The following is a 22,487-nucleotide window of genomic DNA, read 5'->3' on the forward strand; positions in this document are numbered from 1 at the left end:
CGTTGACCTTCGCAAATGAAAAAGGACCTAGCATCGCTGCTAAGTCCTTGAAATTCCTGGTGGGGCGTGAGTGACTCGAACACTCGACCTACGGATTAAGAGTCCGAGTGTTGCGACATCCTTTGATGTGGATTGATGTCCGTGTAGGCAGGTGAGCCCCTTGTTGGGAAAGGATTTTAGGCCGAATCCACGGATTTTCATGTTGACCGATATGGTCCAATTTCCCTAGTATTTGCCTACATGGTGCCTACACGGGGAAATGGTGAGCAAGCAGAACTTCACGGCGGCGCGGGTCGACGCATTCCAATGCGAGCCAGGCAAGCAGCAGACGATCTACTGGGACGCAAAGACACCTGGCTTCGGGTTGCGCGTTACGGCGGCGGGTGCAAGAGCCTTCATATTTGAATCCAGACTCTTCGGCAAGACGGTTAGGTTGACCATCGGAGACGTTCGGGCGTGGGACCTGGGCCGAGCGCGCACCGAGGCTGCGAGGCTCAAGACGCTGATTGACGACGGCAAGGATCCGCGGGAGGTGCGAGCAGAGCAGCAGGCCGAACATGAGGCACGCCGCGCGGAAGCTCGGCGGCAGGACGCGTTGTTTGGTGTCGTATGGGACGAGTACACGGAGAGCCGGAAGGCGTTCTGGGGTGAGCGCCACTATCGCGATCACTTGCAGCATGCAGACGAAGGAGGGCAGCCAAAGAAGCGCGGCAAGGGCGTAACGCAGCCCGGTCCGTTGGCGGCACTTCGTCCTCTGAAGCTGTCTGAATTGACCAGTGAGCGGATCGCCGACTGGCTCACCGCCGAGTCGCGAGAGCGGCCGACGATGTCGGCGCTGTCATTTCGCCTGCTGCGCGGATTCATCCGCTGGGCCGATGACACATCGGCTTACAAGGGCATTGTTCCGATAGATGCCTACAAGGCCCGCGACGTTCGCGATGTGGTCCCGCGCGTAAAGGCCAAGGATGGCGATTCATTGCAGCGGGAGCAATTAGGAGTGTGGTTCCGCGAGGTCCGCAAGATTGCGAATCCGGTCCAAAGCGCGTATCTGCAGGGGCTGTTGCTTACCGGTGCGCGTCGTGAGGAGTGGGCGGGACTGCGGTGGGAGGATATTGATTTCCGCTGGCGAAGCGTCGTGCTCGATGACAAGGTCGAGGGGACTGGTGGCCGGACAATTCCTCTTACTCCATACCTCGCGACGCTGCTGATGAACTTGAAGCGCCTGAACGAGACGCCGCCGGACCGGCGACAACTCGCGCGCCTCGCCGAGCGTAGAGAGACCTGGGTGCCATCCGAATGGGTGTTCGCGAGCAAGACCTCGGAAGACGGGAAGATCGCTGAACCCCGGATTGCGCACAACAAGGCGCTGGCGGCGGCCGAACTCCCGCACGTCACATTGCATGGTCTTCGTCGCTCTTTCGGCACGCTGTCGGAATGGGTTGAAGTACCCGTGGGCGTGGTAGCGCAAATTCAGGGGCACAAGCCGTCGGCGATCGCCGAGAAACACTATCGTCGTCGTCCCCTTGATCTGCTACGAATGTGGCACGACAAAGTCGAGTCTTGGATGTTGGAGCAAGCGGGAGTCCAGTTTCAGGTTGATCCGGCTTGAAATACGAGGGGGCGATCAGCCGCTCCGCTTTCCGTTTCTAGTTCGCTCCACGCTAGAATCTTCAGTCGATGGCGACAATTGATCGCCGCAGATTGTCACAGCGCAGCGACGGGGTTATGACGAACGACCAAACACCACAAGAACGCATTGCTGCCGGTAGGCAGCTTTATGCCGTGTTAAAGGACCACCTCGAGCGCCGGGCCTGGACGCCGGTCGAAGGAGCGCTGCTTCTGTCGGGTATCCAACCGCCGGCTGGCTGTACCCAAATTCCGATTGGCGGAACCGGTCTCGACGGGAGGGAGTTTGCGAGTGCCGCGAACGACCGCTTCCATTCAGCCGTCCGGATAATGGACTTGTGGCAAGTCCGCTGCGACGATGATGAAGAAAATGGCGAAATCACGCCAACTGAGCTCACGCCCTACGAGTTCATTGCCTGGTGTCAGGAGATGAGCATCGAAACCGACTGGATGCGGCTTTTCTTCGAGGTCGCGGACGGTTCGTCACGATCCGATCGTCCCGACCTGATTCCGGCTGCGGTAGCCGAGTACGCGGCGAGGGCTGCTGAAACCATCGGCGCCATTCAGGCGGCTCTCACTGGTGGCCCGTCCGGGAGCGCACCTGCGGCAGCGCCCCTTCCAGCCGAGGGGGAGCCGGCGGCGCGTCGCGGTCCCATACCGATCCCTGAAAACCGAGAGCACGTGTCGACCGACGAACTAGCGGCCATTCTCGCTGTCGACGCGCAGTCCATTCGCAAGCGCTACTCTCAGACCGGCAGCTATCACGGCGTCAGACCAACGAAGCTGCCGAGTCGCCGGCTGCTATGGCCCGTCGAGGCCATCAAGGCGCTACTCCGTCGGGTCTGAAGTCGTGTGCGGGCTGGATGCGTCGAAACCGCTCTCTGTGCTGGGCGTGTTCGCTTCGGCATTGTTCGGCGCCTTTTTCATCGCCGTACTGCTCCTGGTAAGGGGCGATGCCCTCCGGACCTCAACCTGTATGGTCCGGAGTCTCCCGTGCTTGTCGCGCTCCTGTTTTTCCGAAGTCCTGCGGCGAGTCTTTGGTCCGGCATTGGTTGCGGGCCCGGACGTTGCGGCTGTCGCGCCTTCAGTCTCGCCGAGACCGGGTGCAGGGGTGATTACACCAGGCTGTTCGTCGAAAATGCGCGGTTCGGTAAGCGACCCTGCTGCAACTCCCCGATCCGAGCTCGCCGCAGCCATTTCCGGTGCGTTGGGCGTGATGCCTGCCGCCGGCGAACAGGGCGCCAGGTTGTCGGCGTGGCGCGGCGTTGCGCTAGCTGACGGGAGGACCGTGCGTCGGCGTGAATGTCGGCGCAACGCCTGAGCGACGTCAATTACCTCGGCCGCCTCTACATCGATGATCTCATCGTCGTACATGATGCGGCTCTTGCACGCCTCAAAACGAGCGCTTTGCCAGGCGCGCTCCTGCTCCGCTGTCTTCCGGTTCTTCGCGCGCGTGCGAGCTCCCTTCTTGTGGCTCGCGGAACGTCGTGCCTGCTCTTTCTCCCGCGCCTGGCGCCAGCGCAGCTCCTTCTGAACGCCGTTATCTTCTATTTCTTCCTCCCGGAGCGCTTCAAGCAGCGGATCTACGGTGTGGGACTGGTCTGCGGTCGGCCGGTACGAACCGGCTTTGCCTCTGCGGCGCGCCGCGCGCAGGTTCACCGGGAACTGGGTGCACCAGAAGTGACGGAGCTTTTTCGGCGCACCACTGAGACGGGCTGGGCGGACGTAGAAATCCGGTTCTGTCACGAGCGTCATCCTGTCCAGCGTCTCCTTTACAAGCTTGTCGGGGGGCAATACGCGGGTCACACAGGCTGTGGATTTTGGCGCGAACGCTTCCCACCATTCCGTCAGATCTCGCGCAATGTCTGCCGCGGGCTTGAGAAATGAATCACTCAGGAAAACAAAAGCATCGAGGCAATAGCCGACGTCTGAAAACCTTCTGAGAAAAGAGCAGTGACCGAGATGCGAGCGTTTGGGGCTTGGCTCGTCCAGATAATCGCTCAGCATTTGCCGGCATGCGCGTATTTCATCCTGCGACACTGGGTTGCCGTAGAGATCGAGATGCCGACGGATTGTGACGTGAACGATGCGCGTTCTAGGTGCGCGGTCAATTAGCTGGGCCGCGTACCGCATTGCGTGCTGGCGGTTGTCCGAAGGCGTGCGCTCAAATGCCTTGGCGGCCGCCCGGGATTTTTTGTCTAGTCGTTTTCCAAGCCGGACAAAAAAATCGTTCAAGGTAGCGCAGTACAGTGCCACTTTGGGGTGATTGCTGAAACTTGCCCCGTCGAATTCATCGTATTCGAGTGTACGCATTTCACCGGTCGCGTCTTCATAGCGCAGCCCAATTTCGGCCACTTCGAGAAACGCTTCGAAATACGGGTGAAATTCATGCACCTCACCGGCGCGGGCCTTGATCTGTCTGGCCGGTTCACGCAGTCCTAGCAGTGCAAGGATGGGGCTAGCGTGAGCTCCTAACTGAATACGGGGCACAGGCCGTTGTACGAGCGTGAAGGGTGGGCGATAACGGCTCATTGCCGCCATTTCCTTCATCTGTGTGACGACATTGCGCACTGTGATGAGGTCTGCGATGTGATGCGGCGCGTACCGTTGTTCGGCCACGACTCTCTCCATGGCGAGCCATGCACGCAGGCTTACATTTTCGTGGGGTTTCCCGCCGTGTAGTTGCAGCGCATGCGGGAGAAGCTCTTTTTTCTTCGAAGCCATGGCGATCAGTGCGGCGAGCGACTGGAAATGACAGTCCGGAGCTTAGCACGCACCTGTCAAGTTAGCGTTCTATCTGTTTCGAAGTTAGCGTTCTACAGGTCATAGACGGGAGGTTCCGGGGCGTACCGGCCCGAAGAGATACGGTCCGATCGATTGCCACGCACCAGTATCTTGGCTTCCCGCTGCCGATTGCCATCCACGCGGGGAAGGCATGGGAGCGGTGACGATGAGACTCCACGGGTGAGAATTGTTGTGATGCCGCGTGGATGGAAGCGTGGGACAGGTCGGAACGGCGGGTCGCCGGTGCTGTCCCCGGAGAAAACCTCGCCAGAAGCCACCCTTGGGGCCGCCCAAATGGGACGAACATCCGCTCTCCGTTGCGCGCGACAAAATATTTGCCTGCGATCCAATAGCGCTCCGTTGGCTCACCTTTGATCACAGCCTTGCGTTACGCCATTTCAGGCCTTAGTTCGCTGGTATTTGTCTCTTGCTTCCTATCCTATGTGTCGGGATAAATGTTAATTTTAGAGATAATGATGAGAGCGCCAGTATCAGGAGATTTATCGTGAGAATAATCACCTCATACGCGTGTGCGACAGGGGGGTGCGAGGATTAATCGCATGGGACTGGTTAGACTTCTATATTAAGATTGACATTGAGTATTGTCAGATTGATTTCGATTATTGTCGGATTGTCTACGGGTATTTCTAGGGCTGGTTATCGCTAATGCCAGCACGGGTATCATCTGATACCACCATTTGACGTCAAATGGTGTATCCTGAAATCCGCCATGAATGACGCGATACTCAGGGATTGGATAACTGTACCTCCTGTTGATCGGTTAAACCTTCTCCCTTTCCTTAGTCTCTCTTGCTTTACTCCCTATCTCCCGACCACGGTACGCCATATCCAGCAGCCAGTACCGTTCTGCTATTTCACCCGGAGAGCAAATGACATGTCAGCTACGTACTCCGGTACGTGGCGCTGACTCGAATTGCCTCTGGTGCAGTCGCATGAGCGCGGCGTATTGCGCAGCACGGATATGACGTCTTCGAACCCAAATAAACCGATGCAAAGGGGTAGTGATGAACGCATGCATAACGCCGGGTTTCTCGTCGGCAGATACCTGTCCTGCTTACGGGAGCAATATCGGTACACGCTTCTGGGAGGTGGGAGAATATTCCGCGCTATACCGCTCACTGCTTCGCTTTATAACCGAAGTGCTTGATACCGATGAAATGCCTTTCAACTGTCTGGGCGAACGGGTCACAGAGCCGGTGCAGCTTCGTACGGGCAACGGAGTGCTTGCGTCGGCAATGGGACAATGCCGGTCGTTCATGGACCTGTACGATCCGGATCCGCGGAGGTCGTACACGGCAGACCTGAAGCTCTTTTTTGACGGCTATCGTGAGCATCCATTCGGTCTCGTTGAGCCGGGTATGGGCGCATTCGAACAGTACAATGAATACGCGCTGGTCGGTGAGGCTTATAACGACTTTATCGCCTTCCTGCGCAAGGAGGCGGTGAGGCGGCGGGTGAGGAAACAGCTGGCCGACTGGAAGGCGGGCATCCTGCTTCAGAAGCAGACGATTCACGAATACCTCGCCGAGCTGTACGCCTTGTACCGCTGGTTGCTGGTCGTGCGCATCGACCACTTCTACAGCGCAGATGCTGTTGACGAGCGCGATCTGCTGCGGCGCATGAGCTGGCGTCCGTGTTACACGGGACGCTGGTCGCAGGTGCCCTCTGACGCGCCGTCTTCCCCTGAGCCTGTGGGCGAGACGCGGGCGCGCATTGATACGGGGCTGGCGATGGCGCATCGCAACCGCTTTTTCAGGAACCAGCATGGCGCCGACGGGTGGCTGTTCGAACACATGGCCGGCAGCATCTGGAAGATGGAGGCCGGTGGCCGGAGCAGTGCAAACCACTTCCACGGGCTCTACCTGTTCGATGGCACGCGGTGGAACCTCTCCGACCTTCCCCGCCTGATCAACGGGCTGATTCACCGCTGGTCCTCGGTGACAGGGGGCCTCGGGCAGTCGTACAGCTGCCACGACAGCCCCGGCCGGCAGCAGATGATCGGCAAGGGCAGGTGGGTTCTGGGCGAGCTTGACTGCAAAAATCGCGAGCATGGGGAAAGGCTCGACACGTATGTGGGCTACTTCGTCAAGACGGATTTCGAGAAGGAAGACGCGCAGGCCGTGCGCATCAAGCCGAAGGCCAGGGCCAACACGCTGACTACCAAGCTCGGGCGGCGACGGTAGTAGCGAGTGGCGAGGGAGCGCGTTCGCCCGCGGCGATGGAATCCGGGCGAGGCGGAGCGGCGCGCGGAGCCGGTGACGGTTGCGCTGTGCGAGAAACTCACCACTGCGGAAGATGTCGGCGAGGAGAATAGCCCGGCCATGGATTAAACGGAGCCGTTACAGCTTCCCGTCCCCCGTCCATGGGCTGGTGCGGGAGAGATGCGGCGAAGCCCTTGGAAGGCCTACCGTGTTATCGGTCGGTTGTCGAACACGCGGCAATACGCTTTCCTCACCGGCGCCATCGTTTTCATTGCGACTTATTGATCGACCAAGGAGGACTCTCGTATGCGGACATCCAGCCGATAAGGTTTGGCCTGTGATCGCTGGTTCGGTGTGGCCGGGGGACAGGCATCGTGTTCAACTGTTACGGCAGGCACGACTGCGGCAGTATCGCGTGTCGCGACTCGACGTCCATTGACTGGCCCGATTGCAGTGATGCCGTCAGGCCAACAAAGCCTATTGAGTACATCGTCTGCTCCTTCGCCAGATACGGCGGCTAGACGGCGCGAATCAGACCGACGCCGAAGGCGCAGACGTCGACGATGGCGCTCTAGTTGCCGTCGCATGCGGCGTGGGGAGCGCACTGATTACGGAGCGCAGGTGCTGCATGGCCAGATGGGATAATGCGTTTTTTCTCGTTGTCGTGCACCATAGGTGACCGATGCCATGGACGCGCCGGGGCCTAACAGGCAGGCCTGCGCGAACGACACGTCACGACCGAACAGGATGATGGTGGACTCTTGACATGACTACAGTCAATTTCACGCGAGGTGCCAACGGGAAGCCCGTCGCAACGCAAGCGCTTCAGGAATCGCTATCTCGAATCGGCGGTGTTTCAGGCGAGTGCTTCTTCGGGTATCCGCTGATCGCGACGCCCGAGGGAAAATATTTTCTTGATGGGACGCTCGTGAGCCCGGAAAAGGGAATCGTGCTGTTCGATCTGGTCGAGGGTACAGATGTCGGCGACTATGCTGCGCGTCAGGATGATCTGGCCAACAAGATCGAAGCGAAGCTGAAACTTCACAAGGAGTTGGTCAAAGGGCGAAAGCTAATTCCTGGTTTGCAGGTCATTACGTTCGCACCGGCGGTTGAAGGGGTCGAGCGCCTCGCGGTGGAAGGCTATCCGATCGCCAATGAGAAGGGCCTTGCGCACATTTTGGGTGAGTTCGCCTGGGGGGAGACTGCAAGCGACGAACTCTATCGCCTCACGCTTTCCGCCGTGGAAAGCCTGTCGTCCATACGCAAGAGTCGCTCGAAGCGCGAGGTCACCAAACATGATTCGCGTGGTGCCAAACTCAAGCGCCTAGAGGACTCGATCGCCACTCTCGATCATCGGCAGAATCGGGCGGTCATCGAAACGATTGACGGCGTGCAACGCATGCGGGGGCTCGCTGGCTCCGGCAAGACGATCGTGCTGGCGTTGAAGGCCGCTTACCTGCATACGCAGCATCCCGAGTGGCGCATCGCTGTTACGTTCAATACGAGATCACTGAAAGGCCAGTTCAAACGACTCATCAACAACTTCTGTATCGAGCAAAGCGGTGAGGAGCCAGACTGGACAAAGTTGCGGGTCCTCAATGCTTGGGGTGCGCCTGGAGGCGACGAGCGGGATGGAATGTACTACGAGTTTTGTCGTGCCACCGGGCAGGAGTTCAGCGATTTTGGTGCTGCAAGTACACGCTTTGGCGGAGCTGATAAAGCGTTCGATGGGGTCTGTCAAGCTGCACTGAGTGGGCTCACCTCGGAGGTTCCGCTTTATGACGCGGTACTTGTGGATGAGGCGCAGGATTTCGCGCCGAGTTTCCTGCGGCTTTGCTATTCGATGCTCAGGCAGCCGAAGCGTCTTGTATACGCGTACGATGAACTGCAAAATCTCTCCGGCACCTCGCTGCCGTCTCCGGAAGAAATCTTTGGTGTAGGTGCCGATGGGCTGCCGCTCGTATCGCTGGGCGAAGATCCGAGTCGGGACGTAATTCTGCAGAAGTGCTACCGGAATTCAGGCCCTGTCCTGGTGAGTGCGCACGCGCTGGGTTTTGGCATTTATCGCGATGCGCCAGCTGGTACCGAGACGGGTATCGTGCAGATGTTCGATCAACCCGCACTTTGGGAGGAAATTGGCTATAGCGTTCAGCAAGGCTCGCTTGGCAAGGGGCAACACGTCACGCTTGCACGGACGAACGAGTCGAGTCCGGAGTTCCTCTCCAGTCACTCGCCGATCGACGACCTTGTGGTGTTTCAGCCGTTTCACGACGAGGCTGCACAGAACGCTTGGCTTGTCGACGAAATACAGCGCAATATCACGCAAGACGAATTGCGTCACGACGACATCATCGTCATTCATCCCGACCCGATTTCGGCACGCAACCGCTTGGGCCCGATTCGTCGGATGCTTTTTGAGAGAGGCATTCAAAGCCATCTGGCAGGCGTTGACACGTTGGCCGATGTGTTTTTTAAGGCAGAAACACCCTCGGTGACGTTCACAGGAATCTATCGGGCGAAGGGCAACGAAGCCGGTATGGTCTATGTCGTCAATGCCCAGTCGTGTGACACGACCGGACCGGGCCTCGCCAATCTCCGCAATCGCATCTTTACCGCCATTACGCGAAGCAAGGCGTGGGTAAGGGTTTTGGGATATGGGCCGGGTATGGCGCAGCTACAGCGGGAATTTGCGCGGCTCAGGCAGCAGAATTTCCGGCTCGATTTCACTTACCCGACTGATGGCGTACTTAGCCAGTTGAGGATCGCGTATCGCGACCTATCTCCCCATGAGAAGAGGCGTCTGGAAAAGGGAAAAGGTCGAGCTGCGGAGCTGGCGGCATCTTTTGCTCGGGGTGAAATTCTGCCGGAAGACCTGGACCCGGAGACGAAGGAAGAACTGCTTCGATGGCTTGGAGGAAAAGCATGACAACACCTCGCATGCCGCGCACTGTCAAGGATGACCTTACGGCAATCCTCGGTACGTTGATCGAGCGGGGTATTGTGGACGATCAAAACTTCCCCGTTTTGCGCCAGTTGTCGGGGACGCATTGGGAGGTATCGTTCGACGGTGCCGAGCATGTGTCGTTGGCGATGGGGGGGATTGACTATCAGGATGTCCACAAGGAACTGTCGGAAAAGCGCTCCTATAACGCCCGGCTGATAGACGGCGGAATCTTGCAGATGATGTATCGGTTCGAGGGCGAAAACCTTATCAAGCACCGTCTGGCGTATTACCCGTCACCGGCGTTGCGTTCATTTCGCGAAGATCCAGATGCGTATCTGCGCGACGAACTGTTCCTTGAGATCGTTTCGCGACACATCGTCGCGTTTCCGTTGCGGTTTGACTTTGACATGGAAGCGGCAACGGACGTTGCTCACCCGTGCTCGCATCTTACGTTAGGCGACGTGGAGGGTTGTCGTATTCCGGTCAGTGGTGGCCTCACGCCGCGCTGGTTCACCGAATTCGTGCTGCGCAATTTTTATCAAACGGCAAGGCACGACTTTCTGAACGGCTTGCCGGAACACCGGTTTGAGTTCGATTCCACGATCACCGGTAACGAGCGCCGATTGATTCATGTGATGGTGCCGGCCCATTAGCCCGCCGGATGTAGCGTGCCGGCCTCATTCGTGAACAGTTTTTTTTCGGATAGTCGATCGGCCGCCTCGAGGCTGTCGATGCGTGGTTCCGGGCCACCTCTCGTATCCGTTTCTCGGCATTTACCAGTTCGACGCCAGCGCCTATTCCTCCAGCTCAATATCGACGAACTTCAATTTCCCCTTGGGCAGCTTGAGGACATGCACGACCACCTGCTTGTTCATCATGGGTCCAATGATGTCGTCGATGGAATCCTTGACGCCGTCGATGTGAATAGACTTTCCGCTCATGTTGAGATCCAGCCAGTCCTTATCCAGGTGAACCGCGCGCAGAGTACCAACGACCGTCGTCGCCTCTCCTCTGGATGAGACGGGCGGCGTCTGTTCGCGTAAGGACTGGTTGATTAGGACTCGGTTTTCTGGTGCGAGAACCACCCCGCCCGATTCGCCTGCGGCCTTGATTTCGAGACGCTCAAACGATTTTCCGGTGGGGGCTAGGTTGCGTATCAATTTGAGGAAAGTGGATCGATATTCTCGATCCGGGATGAGTTTTTCAAGCGCCTCACGTTCGTCCAAAGACGATGCCTTGAGAAGCGCAAGGAAATGAAGAGCGACCTCATCAGGCCTTATGGACTCGTCGAAAAAGTCCTTCTGGGCAGGCTCCTGAATGGCGACCGAAAATTGGTAGCTTCCAGGGGGGGCTTGAAATAGCCAGGGCCGACAGGCATCCTGAATTGATCGTTGCGGTCCGCCGCGGGAGCGGTGAGGCATGTTCTTCAAGAATTCAATGGTTCGATAGAAAATCGATTGAACCGTCTGCACCTTGTCAACAATCAGATCTAGTGGTGCTCCGCCGGTAACGACCTCCCCTCCCTTGACAGAGACCATCACCTGCCCAGGAAGAAATGCAACGCCGGCTTGTAATTTCGACTGCTCGGTCCAGATCGCCTGAATCAGCAGTCGCAGGTTATCAGCCGCGAATTCGGGCAACGCTTTATTGCCGAGCATTAGACAGGCGAGTTGTTCCGCCTGACGGTAGACTCGAGCCTTGAACCAGAGGGACACCGCGCTTACGGCGGTAATTCCCAGGGTGCGAGGCTTGCCGGACTCAATGACATATAGCGCTGCCTCCTCCAACTCTGCGGCTTTTGCGTACAGAGCTTCGGCGGAGCTAGCGTTCCCCTGTCTTAACGCGATGAATGCCTCTGAGGCCAATACTTCGCTTTGTGCATGAAGCTCGGCCCAGCTCATTGGTCGTCCCCGAGCTTTGCCATAATGATCGCGCGAGCCTGAAAGCCGACAACGGAGGCGATGGCCGGCAAGTTGCTGGCGCCAGCAGCAGCTTGTTTGAGTTTGCTTTTAAGACGTTGTTCGATGACCTTTTCATCTCCCCGATCGGTTCCTGAAACTTCGAGTCGTATGCATGCTTCGAGATCTGAAGCATCGCTGCCTGCTGGGGCGATGTAATAATCTGCGCCGGTAAGCGTTTCCGCGCGGCGAACGGCCACCAATCCTTGCTCAAGTTCTACCGCAGCAAGGGTGAGCCCGTAAGCCCCGGCTTCAGTTGTATCGATTTCGTTAGCCCATGCACGAAGCGTTCGGTCATCGGGTGGGTTCCAATCGGCACGACACTCTGACGCCTTCTCATCAACGTCGACTGACACCATCGTGGGCGGCTCGTGATGACGGCTCAGGCAAACTGCAGCGGCTTCCGCATATCCGTCGCCAACCGCTCGCGTAAGTCCGGGGTGACGCTCGGAAAGGCTATCCAGCGACAAGTTGCGGATCTTTTTCTCTTCTAGGGTATTGGTCGACATCGTTTTAGCCCTCTTCCCCGATCGATGTTAGCGAACCGCAATAGCACGACGATTATTTTGCCTGCCCTGCGCAGGACGCTGCCCTTGCGCAATTTCAACTTCGCGCCGCGCAGGCATATCGAGCGGCACGCGGCGACGCCTGGCTTCTCACGAAGCTGGGCAGTCGGAGCCCAGGGCGGAAGCCTATTTAACCCGAGGAATGGTACTAAAGTTTTTGCACCTGTTGCCGTACAACATGCATCGATATGCGTGAATGCGAAAGCGGGCGACAGCTAACTGAAAGTATTCTGAAGCGGCTGGCGCCTCTATCGGTCTGTCTTGGTCAACCGATACCAAAAAATCGTCGAAACGGGTCATGCATCAACCGGCCGGAGAGCTGCAATATCTAGTAAATCGCGGTGACAGGAGGCGCGTTGAGCAGCATTGGATGGATTGATTTCTCTTCGACAGATCGCGAACGCGTAGCCGGCGTCCTTGCGTTGCTGAGTGAAGCCGGTACGCTCGACGAGTTAGGTATCGGGCAGTTACGTGACGCGTTCGCCGATAGCCTTTTCCCTGGCTTCTCTACCGTTCAGACGCGGGCGAAATACTTCGCCACGGTTCCGCAGATTTTCGACGACTATTGGGCGTTGCCGCCGAGGGAGCGGAGGCGCCGGTCGCTCGAGGCGTATCTGAAAGAATCGGAAGACTATGTGGCCGAACGGTTGGTCCACAACCATGAAGCAGATCACAGGGAACTCCGCGAACCATTTCCGAACGGCATTATCGGTAAGGAGCGTGTTGGAAAAGGCGGTGCGTCTCGGCGGCCCTCATCTGCGTATTGGACAGGTCTGCGCAAGTTCGGTTTAGTCGGTACTGAACTGTCGATCGCGGAATTCTGCCGCAGTGCGAGCGAGCAGCAACCAGTCGAGAGCCTGCTGCGCGATGGCGCCGAGGTCGACAGCCAAGAGGACGACGATCTGATGAAACGTCGGCGACTCGTCGCGACGATACCGCGCCGGAGTGGCGACTGGCGCGAAGACATTCGCATCACACTTACCCGCCCGGAGGCCGAACTCCTGTACAACAAGATTCGTTACGCCGGGGCGCTGAAGGACAGTATCCCAGCACAGCTGATCAACACGGATCTGTTTAACGAAGGCACGCTGCTCGGCGCGGAAAATTTCGAGGCGCTGAGTAGCGCCCTTCAAGAGTTGCCGCAGGTGTCTGAAAGTTGCCGCACTGCTGCGCGCAATGCCGCTCGATTTAGTAAGGCGTTCCTTGGCGCGCACCTGCGTTTCAACTATTTGATTGCCGAGAAGCTCGAGCAGACGAAACGTGCGGGCGAGCTGAGTCAGGAGTTTGCCGCCTGGCGGGCTGCTGCGGCGGACGAGGGTCTTTTCAATGCCACGGCCGTCGACGAGTGGTTGTCGCCTTCCGTCGCATTGCAGGTTGGACTCAAAGCCAACACGCGTCGGTTCATTCGACGCTGGCACGAAGCCATGACTGCGTATAACACGCCAATCGAGCGGCTCGACACTCTAGTGCGAGAACAAGCGGAAGCCAACAAGGGCAACCGCTCGCTGTTAAAGCGCTCGTTACCTGCTGACACCGGCTGGGTGGGGATCTACACGTTGCAATATCGCTGGCCGCAGGCAAGTCAGATCCTGACGGACATTCGCGAGGGGCTCGCATGCTGAATCCTGCATCCAGCCGCTGTGACTACGGTCAACTGCTGCGGCCTCCGGCGCTCGAGGAAACTGACGGCATTGCTTATGAGCTCGACGCGGCAATTGCGACCACCTACACGCTCGACCTCAATGCGTTGTTGGTGCTGCCTGTTTCGCTGGTGCTCGGCAACACGCTCGAAGGCGATCTTGGTGGCGAGAAAATCGCGTTGCTCGAGGCGGTCGACCGACTGAGTGGCAAACTGAAGGTGTTTTATCAGTGCGGCAACATTCACGTGCCGCCTGAATTTAACCGGCTCTTCGGCTTGCTCGAGCCGATGCTCGTGCCCATCGTGCCGTCCGGGCAGGACGACGAGCGCAGCGCGGCGTTCTCATCTTTTCATCCGAAGCTGTGGCTGTTGCGCTATGTGCGGACTGGCCGACACGCGTCGGGCACGCCTGATCCGAAGCGTAGATACCGGCTGCTCGTGATGAGCCGCAACCTGACGTTCGACCGGAGCTGGGACTTGACGGTGAGCCTCGACGGTGAACCGTCGGCGGAGTCGGCACGCAGTGATGACCGGCTTGCGTCGTTCGTCGAATCGCTGGAACCACATGCGCCCGGCTTCGGGCCATTGAAGTCCATGATCCGCGATTTGCGACGCATGCTGTGGCAGCCACCGCAGCCGTTCCGCGACCCGCGCATGCTACCGGGCGGCGGTGCGCACATCGCAACGCCCGATGATCGGTTCGGTAGCCCGCTGAATTTCGGCGATGCCAAAGACGATCTGCTCGTCGTGTCGCCGTTTCTCGATGCATCGGAGAAAAAGGCGCTTGACTGGCTCGGTAACGATGTGAAAGGGAAGCGCACGCTGCTGAGCCGCAGTGACTCGCTAGATGCGCTCGGGTCGGAAGCGCTCGCGGGCTGGGACTGCTACGCGCTGAACGATCGCATCGTCGACGGCGAGGAGCAGCGCGAGGAAGAGAATGCCCGCAGCCAGAATCTGCACGCGAAGCTGATCGTCAGTCGCAGCGGACAGACTGCGCACTGGCACCTTGGTTCGGCGAACGCGACGATCGCCGCGCTGGGAGAGTCGCTATGGGCCACGCCGCGCAACACCGAGTTCATGTTGCGGTTGAGCGGCGCGGACGCGAAGGTCGGCATCGACGTGCTGTTGGGGCAATGGATCGGCGATGACGGGAATCACTTTGCTGTGCCGCATACGTTTTCGCCGCTCGACGTCAGTGACCAGGAGTCGGACCGGCAAAAGCTTCGCCTACTGATGCACCGGCTGGTCGCATCCAACTGGAAGCTCGACGCACGCGCGGACGAAACCGGCAGATACCGGCTCTTGCTGTCGACAAACTTCGCGTTGTCTTCCGTCCCCGACGGGTTGCAGGTCAATGTCGGCCTGCTGAGCCGGCTAGGCGTCTGGAAGCCGCTGTTGGGCAGCGTCGAATGGACGGACCTCGCGCTGACGCAGTTGAGCGCACTCGTGCCGCTGCAGGTTTGTGGTCCGGACGGTGAGGTCAAGGAATCGCTCATCATTCAGGCGCGTCTCCTCTTGCCACCTGGCGTCAATCGCATGGATGCCGTGGTGCGCGAACTCGTGGACACGCCCGACAAGTTTTTGAATTACGTGCGAATGCTCCTGGACCCGTCGCCCGATAAGCGCAGGCTGCTGCGGTCCGATCGTCACGGCAACGAGGTTACTGACCTTTTCGGCTTCGATGGCAATGACGCGCTTTTCGAGCAGTTGATGGGGGCGGCCGCGCGCAATCCAGATCACCTCGGGCGCGTCGGCCAGCTCGTCAAGCGGTTGGACAAGCTGAACGTGGTCGTGCCGCAGGCCTTTTCTGATTTGTGGCGCCACTTTGCGCCCCTTGCGAAGGATCGCCGATGAGCCGCATACAGGAATTGATTGCCGCGTCTCTGGCAAAGCTGACTGACTTTCAGCGAGCAACGGTCAACGCGGTGATGCAACGTTTCGACGACGCACAGCAGAATCGAATCTTGGTGGCTGACGAAGTCGGACTCGGCAAGACGGTGGTCGCGCGTGGCGTAATAGCTAGGATGCTGCTGCGCCACCTGAAGATACATGGCGACGAGCCCGCTAGGCCGCTGCGCGTGACTTACATTTGCTCGAATCAGTCGCTCGCAGACGAAAACCGTCGCAAGTTGGCAATCTTCACGGAAAAGGATGCCGAAACCTATGTGCAGGCGCCGACTTTTTGGCGGCTTGCCGAGCTCGGCGTCGCGCGGGATCACGGCGCTCACGGTAAGCTGATTGAGGTCTGCACGTTGACGCCCGCGACATCGTTCGGAGTGAAGCGCCGAGGCAAGGGCAACGCGAAGGAACGCTACATTATCTTTCGCGCGTTGGCGGAGCATCCGCGGCTTTGCGGATCAAATCTCGCTGGACTGGAGAATTTCTTCAGGCAGGACGTGGGCGCTTCGTGGAGGCCCGAGGATGATGGTTGGCCACGCGCTGGCGGCATTGTGCCCAGCGTCCGCGATGCGTTCCATGCGTCGCTGAGCCGTGCAGCGCCTCTAACACGCGAGGAGATGGCCGAGCTTGATGAAGCGAACGTGCCGCACGGCGACTGGTTCGAGCTGTTGCTTGGTGGCGCTGCCGTGTATTCGCGCGACAACAAGGCTTGTCCGTACGCGTTTAGCCGCATCCTCACCGAGTTGCGCCTGCGGTTCATGCACGCATGCGCGGGCAATCTCGAAGCCGACCTGTTTATCCTCGACGAATTCCAGCGCTTCAAGGAATTGCTCGGGCGTAACGATGACAGTGAAGATGGGATCATAGCCCACAAGGTGTTCCAGGAGACGCGCGAGGATGGAGGCAAGGTCCTACTGTTGTCGGCGACGCCGTATAAGGCGCTCACTCATATTGACGATGAAGAAGATGCTCATTCCGAGCAGCTGAAATATCTGCTGCGCTTCATCGTGAACGGTGAAGGCGGGCCATGGCACAAGTATGCACAGGCGCGCGAAGTGCTTTTGGCGGAGATACTGCGCCTGCGCGATCCGGTGGTGCGGCCCTTGGACCTTGATGAACAGCCGAAGAAGGACGTAGAGGCGGCGCTTCGCCCTTACATTTGCCGGACCGAGCGCGCATCTATCGGTAGCGGCGTCGAGAACGTGACGCACGCTAGCCATCTGGCATGCACAACGACGTTTAGCCGCGCCGAGATCGACGCATTCGTCGCGTTTGACAAGGTTGGCCAAGTGCTGCACGACGTGCAGCCGTCCATTCACCATCTGCCGTTGATGGATTTCTATAAATCGGCGCCGTGGCCACTGTCGTTCCTCGGCGACTATAAGCTCCGTGCGCACATCGAATCGAACAAAGACGTCCCCGAAGTGAAGGCTGCGTTGAGTCGGGCCAACACAGCATGGATCCCGCGCGACGACCTAGACAATTACGCAGTCAGGCTTGGCACACATGCCCCTCATGCCAAATTGCGCGAGGTGACGAACGCGGTGTTCGAGCGCGGTGCTGAAATGCTGCTCTGGGTTCCACCGAGCCGCCCTTACTACAACCAGGAAGGGCCGTTCGCTGCCAACGCACAGTTCACCAAGACCCTTCTGTTTTCCAGCCTGCTGCTTGCTCCGCGTGCGTTGAGCGGTCTAATATCGTACGAGGCTGAAAGGCGATTGTTGCGGGCGGCAGGAGACAGCGCAAAGTATTTTGAGGAGCGGTCCACCAGTGACATCGTCCGCTTCGACAACCTGAAAACGCTCGCGCCGTGGGGGCTCGTATATCCGTCGAGGACACTTTGTAACCTGGCGTCGGTGCGTGACCAAGCGTTCGGCCAAAGTTCTGGAGCGCTCGTCGTCGAAATGAAACGGCGATTGGCGGGCGATATTCAGCGGCTGCGACGCTTTGCCGGATCAGGCCCCCGGCATGCCGATCTCTGGTACGCACTCGCGCCGCTCCTGCTCGACTGGACCGACAACACTGGGGAAGACGCCACACGCAACATACCGTCTCCGCGCGACGCCTGCCGACAGTGGCTCGTCGACTTCCGGCGCGATCCTGGCCAGTCGACGGACGCGTCCGGTCGGCGCGGCGTGATCGACGTCATGTGCGAGCGACTCGAGGATCGGACGCTCGATCTTGGCCCTATGCCGGACGACCTGGCTACGTTTCTCGCGAAGCTGGCGATCGCGGGACCGGCCGTGGGCCTGCTAACGAGCCTCGAGCGTATATGGGGCAAGGGCTCAACGGGCTTGGCTCGGCTGGCGGGCGTTGGAGCGATCGATTTTATCCAGGTGTTCAACAACCCGGAAGGGCGGCGCATTCTGAAAGCAAGCCGACGCGATCGGCAGATTCCGTTTTGGATGGCCGCGTTGGATTACTGCATCGCCGGTAATCTTCAGGCGATGTTCGACGAATACTTGCATCTGCTGCACTCGAATGGTCTCTCGGCCATCGACGCGATGGCTCGGCTCAACGAAACGGCCCGTTTGCGCGGGGGCAGTGTGACTGCGCAGGTGCGGCGTGCCAATGGCACCGCGGTGCGGTTCCGTTGCCACTACGCCGTATCGATCAGCAACCAGCGCAGCACCGACCAGCAGGCTGTTGAGCGGATCGGAAATGTGCGCGATGCGTTTAACTCGCCGTTTTGGCCGTTCATGCTGAACTCCACTTCCATCGGCCAGGAAGGACTTGATTTCCACTGGTATTGTTCGCGCGTCGTCCACTGGAATTTGCCGCCGAATCCGATCGACTTGGAGCAGCGCGAAGGACGAGTGAACCGCTACAAGTCCCTAGTGGTGCGTCGGCGTGTCGCCGAATACTGCGCCGGCACATCGGTCAACTCGGACGGTGGTGACGTGTGGGCCGCTTGGTTCGAGTACGCAAAGTCTGCGCGCAAACACGTGGGTGACTCACGCGCGAGCGACCTAGTTCCGTATTGGCACATGCCGTCTGGACAGGCGTGCATCGAGCGTTTCGTGCCCTTCTTGCCGATGAGCCGCGAAGCCACGCGACTCGATGAGCTGTTGAGAATCCTGTCCCTATACCGGCTCGCCTTCGGACAGCCGCGCCAGCAGGAATTGCTCGAAAACCTTCTGCACAGGGAATTCGATGCCGCAGAAATTGCTGAGATAAAGCGCAAGCTAATGATCGACCTTGCGCCGCTGAACTATCTTCGTCAGGCACCCGATTCAATCGAGATTTCCAACGATGACAGCGCGATCGTGGTCACCAAGCCGCTACCGGCTTCCAAGGATGATACGGACGCGCCGTTCGACATCAATCGGCCTTCGTCGCACAACGAACAACCGCCTGGAGCGGAGATGTGATGCGCGATCTGAGTCCGTCGACGCGGCGTGTGCAGAGGGTGGTTGGCAACTTAAAAACGGGGAGAAGCGATGGATCGTGCTACCGAGGAAAGGTTCACTCAGTTCCTGCTAACAAAAGCCGTGGAGGCAGAAGAGCAGGCCGGGATTGACTACAGGAAGTTCGAGCGGTTGTTGAGTTCACAGGGCAGTAAGGAAGCTGTCGGTAGATTGATCAGCCGGGCTGACTACTCTAGCGGCTTTCTAAAATTATTGGACGCCGGGCGGATTGACCTGACGGTCGAAGCTCTTGTAATTGAATCGGAGTGGAACACTCATTTCTCGTCATCTTTGCGCGAGCATGCTCGAAAAAAGCTTCTGAAGGTGGGCTATGCTCCCAAGGAATGCCCTGCATCGACGGCGGCACCCTCGTTGGAATTTGACAGTGATCAGCTTCCTGTCGATGTGCTCCAACGCGCAACGCCCATGTACATCTATGCAGCTGTGCAATTGTTCGAGAGTGGCGACGCCCATCACACTTTCGGTCCATCCACAGACTTTGATCTGATCTCGGAGTGCGGCAATCGGTTCCCGCCTATGGCTGTTTTCGGTGTCGCGCTGTCATCTGCGCTTGAAGGCAAATTCATAGGGCCTAAGCATTTCTCGGGCGGTGAGTCGTCGCCGTGCTTCCAATTGCTGCGCGCGGCAGGCTACCAGGTGATCGCGAAAGACGCCACCCCTGACGATGAACCAAGCTGGCCTCCCGAAGAAGGTTGGGAGGAGGGAGGGGAGGTGTGGAGGTTACACCGAACGCGAGAGCGTGCGCCTGTATCAAGGGCCAAAAAAGATCGTTACCGCCGCCAGCATGGCAAGCTCGAATGTGAGAAATGCGGATTCGATCCAGTCAAAGAATACGGAACCGCAGATGCGGAGGCGTGCATCGAAGTGCATCATGCCGGGACGCTGGTAAGCGACATGAAGCCGGGGCATAAAACCGTTTTGGACGACCTTCAATGTCTCTGCGCCAACTGCCACCGGTTCGTGCATCGCTTGCTCGCGCTCGAGCGGAAACAACGCATTGCCTAATCCTGGTTGCTCAGGTCCAGTTGCTATGACACCGGGGTCGGGCTCACATAGTGAGCGATAGCAGCCCGATACCAAAGGCGAGAAAAACCACGTCTTGCCCGCAGTCGTGGGTCGTGAGAAATCGGTTGACAGTCAGCTCCAGGTCGCTCCGTTGGCATTCGTGCGGAGTACGGAATCCGATATAGACTATCTGCTTTGACTGGAAGACAAGAGAGCGATGAGTACCGGGGAACTCGAACGAGATGGAAAGGCGGATGTATGGAATAAGGTACTGCGCTCCGCCTTGGCTCTACCTGGCGCGCGGATCGACCGCACGAGCTATCTTAAAAGGGAATTAGAGAAACGTGTCGCACCGGAACTGGTTGAATTAGCGATTGCGTCCAGCCCAGCAAGGGCTGGTATCTCCTCCTCGGAAGTAGAGAAGATTGCAAGCTCGTCGATCGCTTGGCATCGGACTGGCGTCACTGGTACTTCGATTGCGGCAGGGTTGCCGGGAGGATGGTGGATGGCAGGTACGATCCCCGCTGACCTAACGCAGTTTTTTTGGCACGTGGTCGTTATCACGCAGAAGCTAGCCTACCTGCATGGCTGGCCGGACCTCTATGCGGATGGCGAGGAGCTAGATGACGAGACACTTCATATTTTCACGATCTTCATCGGCGTCATGTTTGGAGCGGCAGGTGCAGGCGCCTTGCTTACTAAGCTAAGCGAGAACGTAGCGAAAGAGGTGGCTACCCGCCTGCCCAGGATGCCGCTGACCAAGTGGGGCTTATACACCTTGGCGAAGCAAATCGCCAAATGGATCGGGGTCAAGCTTACAAAGCAAACATTCGCTCGAATTGCATCAAAGGCGGTGCCGGTACTTGGCGGCCTTGCATCCGGAGCGATCACTTGGATTAGCTTTTCGCAGATGAGTTCGCGTCTCCTATCACATCTCTCGGGACTTCATCCTCATACTTGGCGCTGAGTTTGTGACGGATCTGCGGCCTGTGTGACGAGCGACTGTTGCACGTGCAAGGCGGTCGTCGCGTTTTCGCGACCTGTCGGCTTCGAGCACTGCTTTTCGCGGAAACCATCATCGACGGAATTTCGCTGCAGTCGATGAGGGTGGCGAGCGGGGTCGCAAAAAAGAAAAATTAGTCTGCGCTAGACGATGCGCCTCAAAGGCGCATCGTCTTATGCCGTATCCACATTGAAATGTTAGCTAGGCCGCTTGGCCGCCTTGCACCGCGACTGCCACTCGCCGAGCTGATCGGCTGTGACGATCGCATCAACACCGTTTTCGTGCCGGTACGCTGCGGTCCAAGCTTCGACGCAACTGTCCGGCGCAGGCTTCTCGCCGGAAACGGCTGCGCCTGGTAATCCGGAGTCGGATGCTGACGGATGCTTGCCGGCGCGGCATGAGATTTTCCATTGCAACTGTAGCTCGGCCGGCGGAAAAGCTGGGCGGCCCGGCACAACTCGATATGCGTCGTCCCATTCGTTCACGCACGCTCCGACATCCGAACCGTCAGCGCCGACTTCAACACCACTCGAGTAGGTCTTGTCCGCGATGAGCGAGCCGCCCGCGTCCCACTCCTTGTAAGGTCCGTTGAGCTTACCGTTTACGTAGGTTGCCCTGAGGGTGACCTGCTTGCCGTCAGGGGCGTAGTGGACGACTTCGCCTTCATATTTCCCGTCGACGAACGTTGCGCGCTTAACGACCGCACCGGTATTCGGATCGAACGCTTCCTCGGTGCCGGAGGCGACGCCATTGTTCCACGGGAAGGTGTGGATGAGTTTGTGGTCGGTCCAGCTGTACACCTTTTCGGTACCGTCCAGCTGGCCGTTGTTGAATGTCGCCTCGAGCAGCGGACCCTCATTTTGACCACCGGAGAGCTTGAGTGGACCGTTGAGAGCGCCATGCTTAAACGATGTTTCGATGCGCACGAGGTCCGACTGCGGCGCTTTGCACACCGCCGAGCCGTCCGGTACGCCGCCCTCGATCTGGACATCACATACTGCCCCGGAGAGTAGAATTTCGGCGCCCGACCTGCCGAGGAACGACTGCGCGTTGCGTTCACTAGCGGGCAGGCTATCGACGAGGGCAATGCTTGCGAGTTTGCCGGCAAGCTGAAGTCCCGCTTGCTCAATCAGCAGCGAGCGATCCGGCACGTTCGTCAGCTTCCCGGAAAACGGCTCATTGGCGCTTCCGTCATAGACTTTGCCGTTCACCATCTGAGCATTGCGATAGTCGAGTACTTCGCCTTTACAGCCGGCGAGAAGAACAGCCGCAATCGCGACAGCGACGAGCGCCGCGCCCCGGCCTGGAACATGGGTACGTTTCATGGGCTTTGAAGGAGGATCGAATAGCAGCGGTGCATGTCGATGCACGCGAGGTGACAGTCAACCGCTGGAAAAAGACCGACCGGCGAAC

14 protein-coding genes are annotated in these 22,487 nt (G+C 58.6%); 10 read left to right on the top strand and 4 right to left on the bottom strand.

Going from position 1 to position 22,487, the window contains the following annotated elements; genetic code table 11:
• Positions 1–262 precede the first annotated feature (262 nt).
• Entirely contained in the window at positions 263–1,609 is a 1,347-nt protein-coding gene (locus BTH_RS12675) for a tyrosine-type recombinase/integrase (RefSeq protein ID WP_025404054.1), read from the top strand.
• 68 nt (positions 1,610–1,677) lie between these two features.
• Positions 1,678–2,472, top strand: coding sequence for a hypothetical protein (locus BTH_RS35145; RefSeq protein WP_011401662.1), 795 nt, complete (start codon positions 1,678–1,680; stop codon positions 2,470–2,472).
• Here BTH_RS35145 and BTH_RS33555 read toward each other — a convergent pair.
• A complete protein-coding gene (locus BTH_RS33555; RefSeq protein WP_127446423.1) occupies positions 2,455–4,350 on the bottom strand; it encodes a hypothetical protein in 1,896 nt (631 codons plus the stop codon). The genes BTH_RS35145 and BTH_RS33555 overlap by 18 nt on opposite strands.
• 1,220 nt (positions 4,351–5,570) lie before the next feature.
• On the opposite strand from BTH_RS33555, the gene BTH_RS12690 reads away from it, so the two are divergent.
• From BTH_RS12690 to BTH_RS12700, 3 genes are all read left to right on the top strand, one after another.
• Positions 5,571–6,614, top strand: a complete 1,044-nt coding sequence (locus BTH_RS12690; protein WP_009893703.1) for an inovirus-type Gp2 protein — start codon at positions 5,571–5,573, stop codon at positions 6,612–6,614.
• 784 nt (positions 6,615–7,398) lie between these two features.
• On the top strand, positions 7,399–9,558 hold the full coding sequence (locus tag BTH_RS12695) for a DEAD/DEAH box helicase (RefSeq protein ID WP_011401664.1): 2,160 nt from the start codon (positions 7,399–7,401) through the stop codon (positions 9,556–9,558).
• The gene (locus BTH_RS12700; protein WP_009893699.1) at positions 9,555–10,229 is read left to right on the top strand and encodes a DUF2290 domain-containing protein; all 675 of its coding nucleotides are present in this window, start codon (positions 9,555–9,557) and stop codon (positions 10,227–10,229) included. The genes BTH_RS12695 and BTH_RS12700 overlap by 4 nt, the downstream gene beginning before the upstream one ends.
• A gap of 141 nt (positions 10,230–10,370) precedes the next feature.
• Here the strand turns inward: BTH_RS12700 and BTH_RS12705 are convergent, their stop codons facing one another.
• Together BTH_RS12705 and BTH_RS30870 are read right to left on the bottom strand one after the other, a co-directional pair.
• On the bottom strand, positions 10,371–11,477 hold the full coding sequence (locus tag BTH_RS12705) for a hypothetical protein (protein WP_009893697.1): 1,107 nt from the start codon (positions 11,475–11,477) through the stop codon (positions 10,371–10,373).
• On the bottom strand, positions 11,474–12,043 hold the full coding sequence (locus BTH_RS30870) for a hypothetical protein (protein ID WP_200861310.1): 570 nt from the start codon (positions 12,041–12,043) through the stop codon (positions 11,474–11,476). Before BTH_RS30870 ends, BTH_RS12705 begins: the two co-directional genes overlap by 4 nt.
• Before the next feature lie 413 nt (positions 12,044–12,456).
• Between BTH_RS30870 and BTH_RS12710 the strand changes: the two genes are divergently transcribed.
• The 5 genes from BTH_RS12710 to BTH_RS33565 all read left to right on the top strand — a co-directional run bounded on the left by BTH_RS12710 (position 12,457) and on the right by BTH_RS33565 (position 21,038).
• Positions 12,457–13,722 carry a DUF6361 family protein gene (locus BTH_RS12710; protein ID WP_009893696.1) on the top strand — a complete coding sequence of 422 codons (1,266 nt, stop codon included), beginning with the start codon at positions 12,457–12,459 and terminating at the stop codon, positions 13,720–13,722.
• Positions 13,716–15,593 (top strand): phospholipase D family protein, encoded by a 1,878-nt coding sequence (locus BTH_RS12715; RefSeq protein ID WP_011401667.1) that lies wholly within the window; start codon positions 13,716–13,718, stop codon positions 15,591–15,593. Before BTH_RS12710 ends, BTH_RS12715 begins: the two co-directional genes overlap by 7 nt.
• Complete coding sequence (locus BTH_RS12720; RefSeq protein ID WP_009893695.1) at positions 15,590–19,009, top strand: helicase-related protein; 3,420 nt, start codon at positions 15,590–15,592, stop codon at positions 19,007–19,009. The genes BTH_RS12715 and BTH_RS12720 overlap by 4 nt, the downstream gene beginning before the upstream one ends.
• A gap of 69 nt (positions 19,010–19,078) precedes the next feature.
• Entirely contained in the window at positions 19,079–20,071 is a 993-nt protein-coding gene (locus BTH_RS33560) for an HNH endonuclease (protein WP_127446424.1), read from the top strand.
• 217 nt (positions 20,072–20,288) lie between these two features.
• Complete coding sequence (locus BTH_RS33565) at positions 20,289–21,038, top strand: hypothetical protein (RefSeq protein ID WP_011401669.1); 750 nt, start codon at positions 20,289–20,291, stop codon at positions 21,036–21,038.
• Between the two features lie 233 nt (positions 21,039–21,271).
• Here the strand turns inward: BTH_RS33565 and BTH_RS12730 are convergent, their stop codons facing one another.
• The gene (locus BTH_RS12730) at positions 21,272–22,399 is read right to left on the bottom strand and encodes a toxin-antitoxin system YwqK family antitoxin (RefSeq protein WP_045592218.1); all 1,128 of its coding nucleotides are present in this window, start codon (positions 22,397–22,399) and stop codon (positions 21,272–21,274) included.
• Positions 22,400–22,487 lie beyond the last annotated feature (88 nt).

Origin of the sequence: Burkholderia thailandensis E264, assembly GCF_000012365.1 — a bacterium.
Taxonomy (GTDB): Bacteria; Pseudomonadota; Gammaproteobacteria; order Burkholderiales; family Burkholderiaceae; genus Burkholderia; species Burkholderia thailandensis.

What these genes read in the sequence shown, in the direction of transcription:
- BTH_RS35145 (WP_011401662.1), top strand. Translation starts at nt 1,678, where the DNA reads ATGGCGACAATTGATCGCCGCAGATTGTCACAGCGCAGCGACGGGGTT.
- BTH_RS12730 (WP_045592218.1), bottom strand. Translation starts at nt 22,399, where the DNA reads ATGAAACGTACCCATGTTCCAGGCCGGGGCGCGGCGCTCGTCGCTGTC.
- BTH_RS12715 (WP_011401667.1), top strand. Translation starts at nt 13,716, where the DNA reads ATGCTGAATCCTGCATCCAGCCGCTGTGACTACGGTCAACTGCTGCGG.
- BTH_RS12700 (WP_009893699.1), top strand. Translation starts at nt 9,555, where the DNA reads ATGACAACACCTCGCATGCCGCGCACTGTCAAGGATGACCTTACGGCA.
- BTH_RS33565 (WP_011401669.1), top strand. Translation starts at nt 20,289, where the DNA reads ATGAGTACCGGGGAACTCGAACGAGATGGAAAGGCGGATGTATGGAAT.
- BTH_RS30870 (WP_200861310.1), bottom strand. Translation starts at nt 12,043, where the DNA reads ATGTCGACCAATACCCTAGAAGAGAAAAAGATCCGCAACTTGTCGCTG.
- BTH_RS33560 (WP_127446424.1), top strand. Translation starts at nt 19,079, where the DNA reads ATGGATCGTGCTACCGAGGAAAGGTTCACTCAGTTCCTGCTAACAAAA.
- BTH_RS12720 (WP_009893695.1), top strand. Translation starts at nt 15,590, where the DNA reads ATGAGCCGCATACAGGAATTGATTGCCGCGTCTCTGGCAAAGCTGACT.
- BTH_RS12705 (WP_009893697.1), bottom strand. Translation starts at nt 11,477, where the DNA reads ATGAGCTGGGCCGAGCTTCATGCACAAAGCGAAGTATTGGCCTCAGAG.
- BTH_RS33555 (WP_127446423.1), bottom strand. Translation starts at nt 4,350, where the DNA reads ATGGCTTCGAAGAAAAAAGAGCTTCTCCCGCATGCGCTGCAACTACAC.
- BTH_RS12695 (WP_011401664.1), top strand. Translation starts at nt 7,399, where the DNA reads ATGACTACAGTCAATTTCACGCGAGGTGCCAACGGGAAGCCCGTCGCA.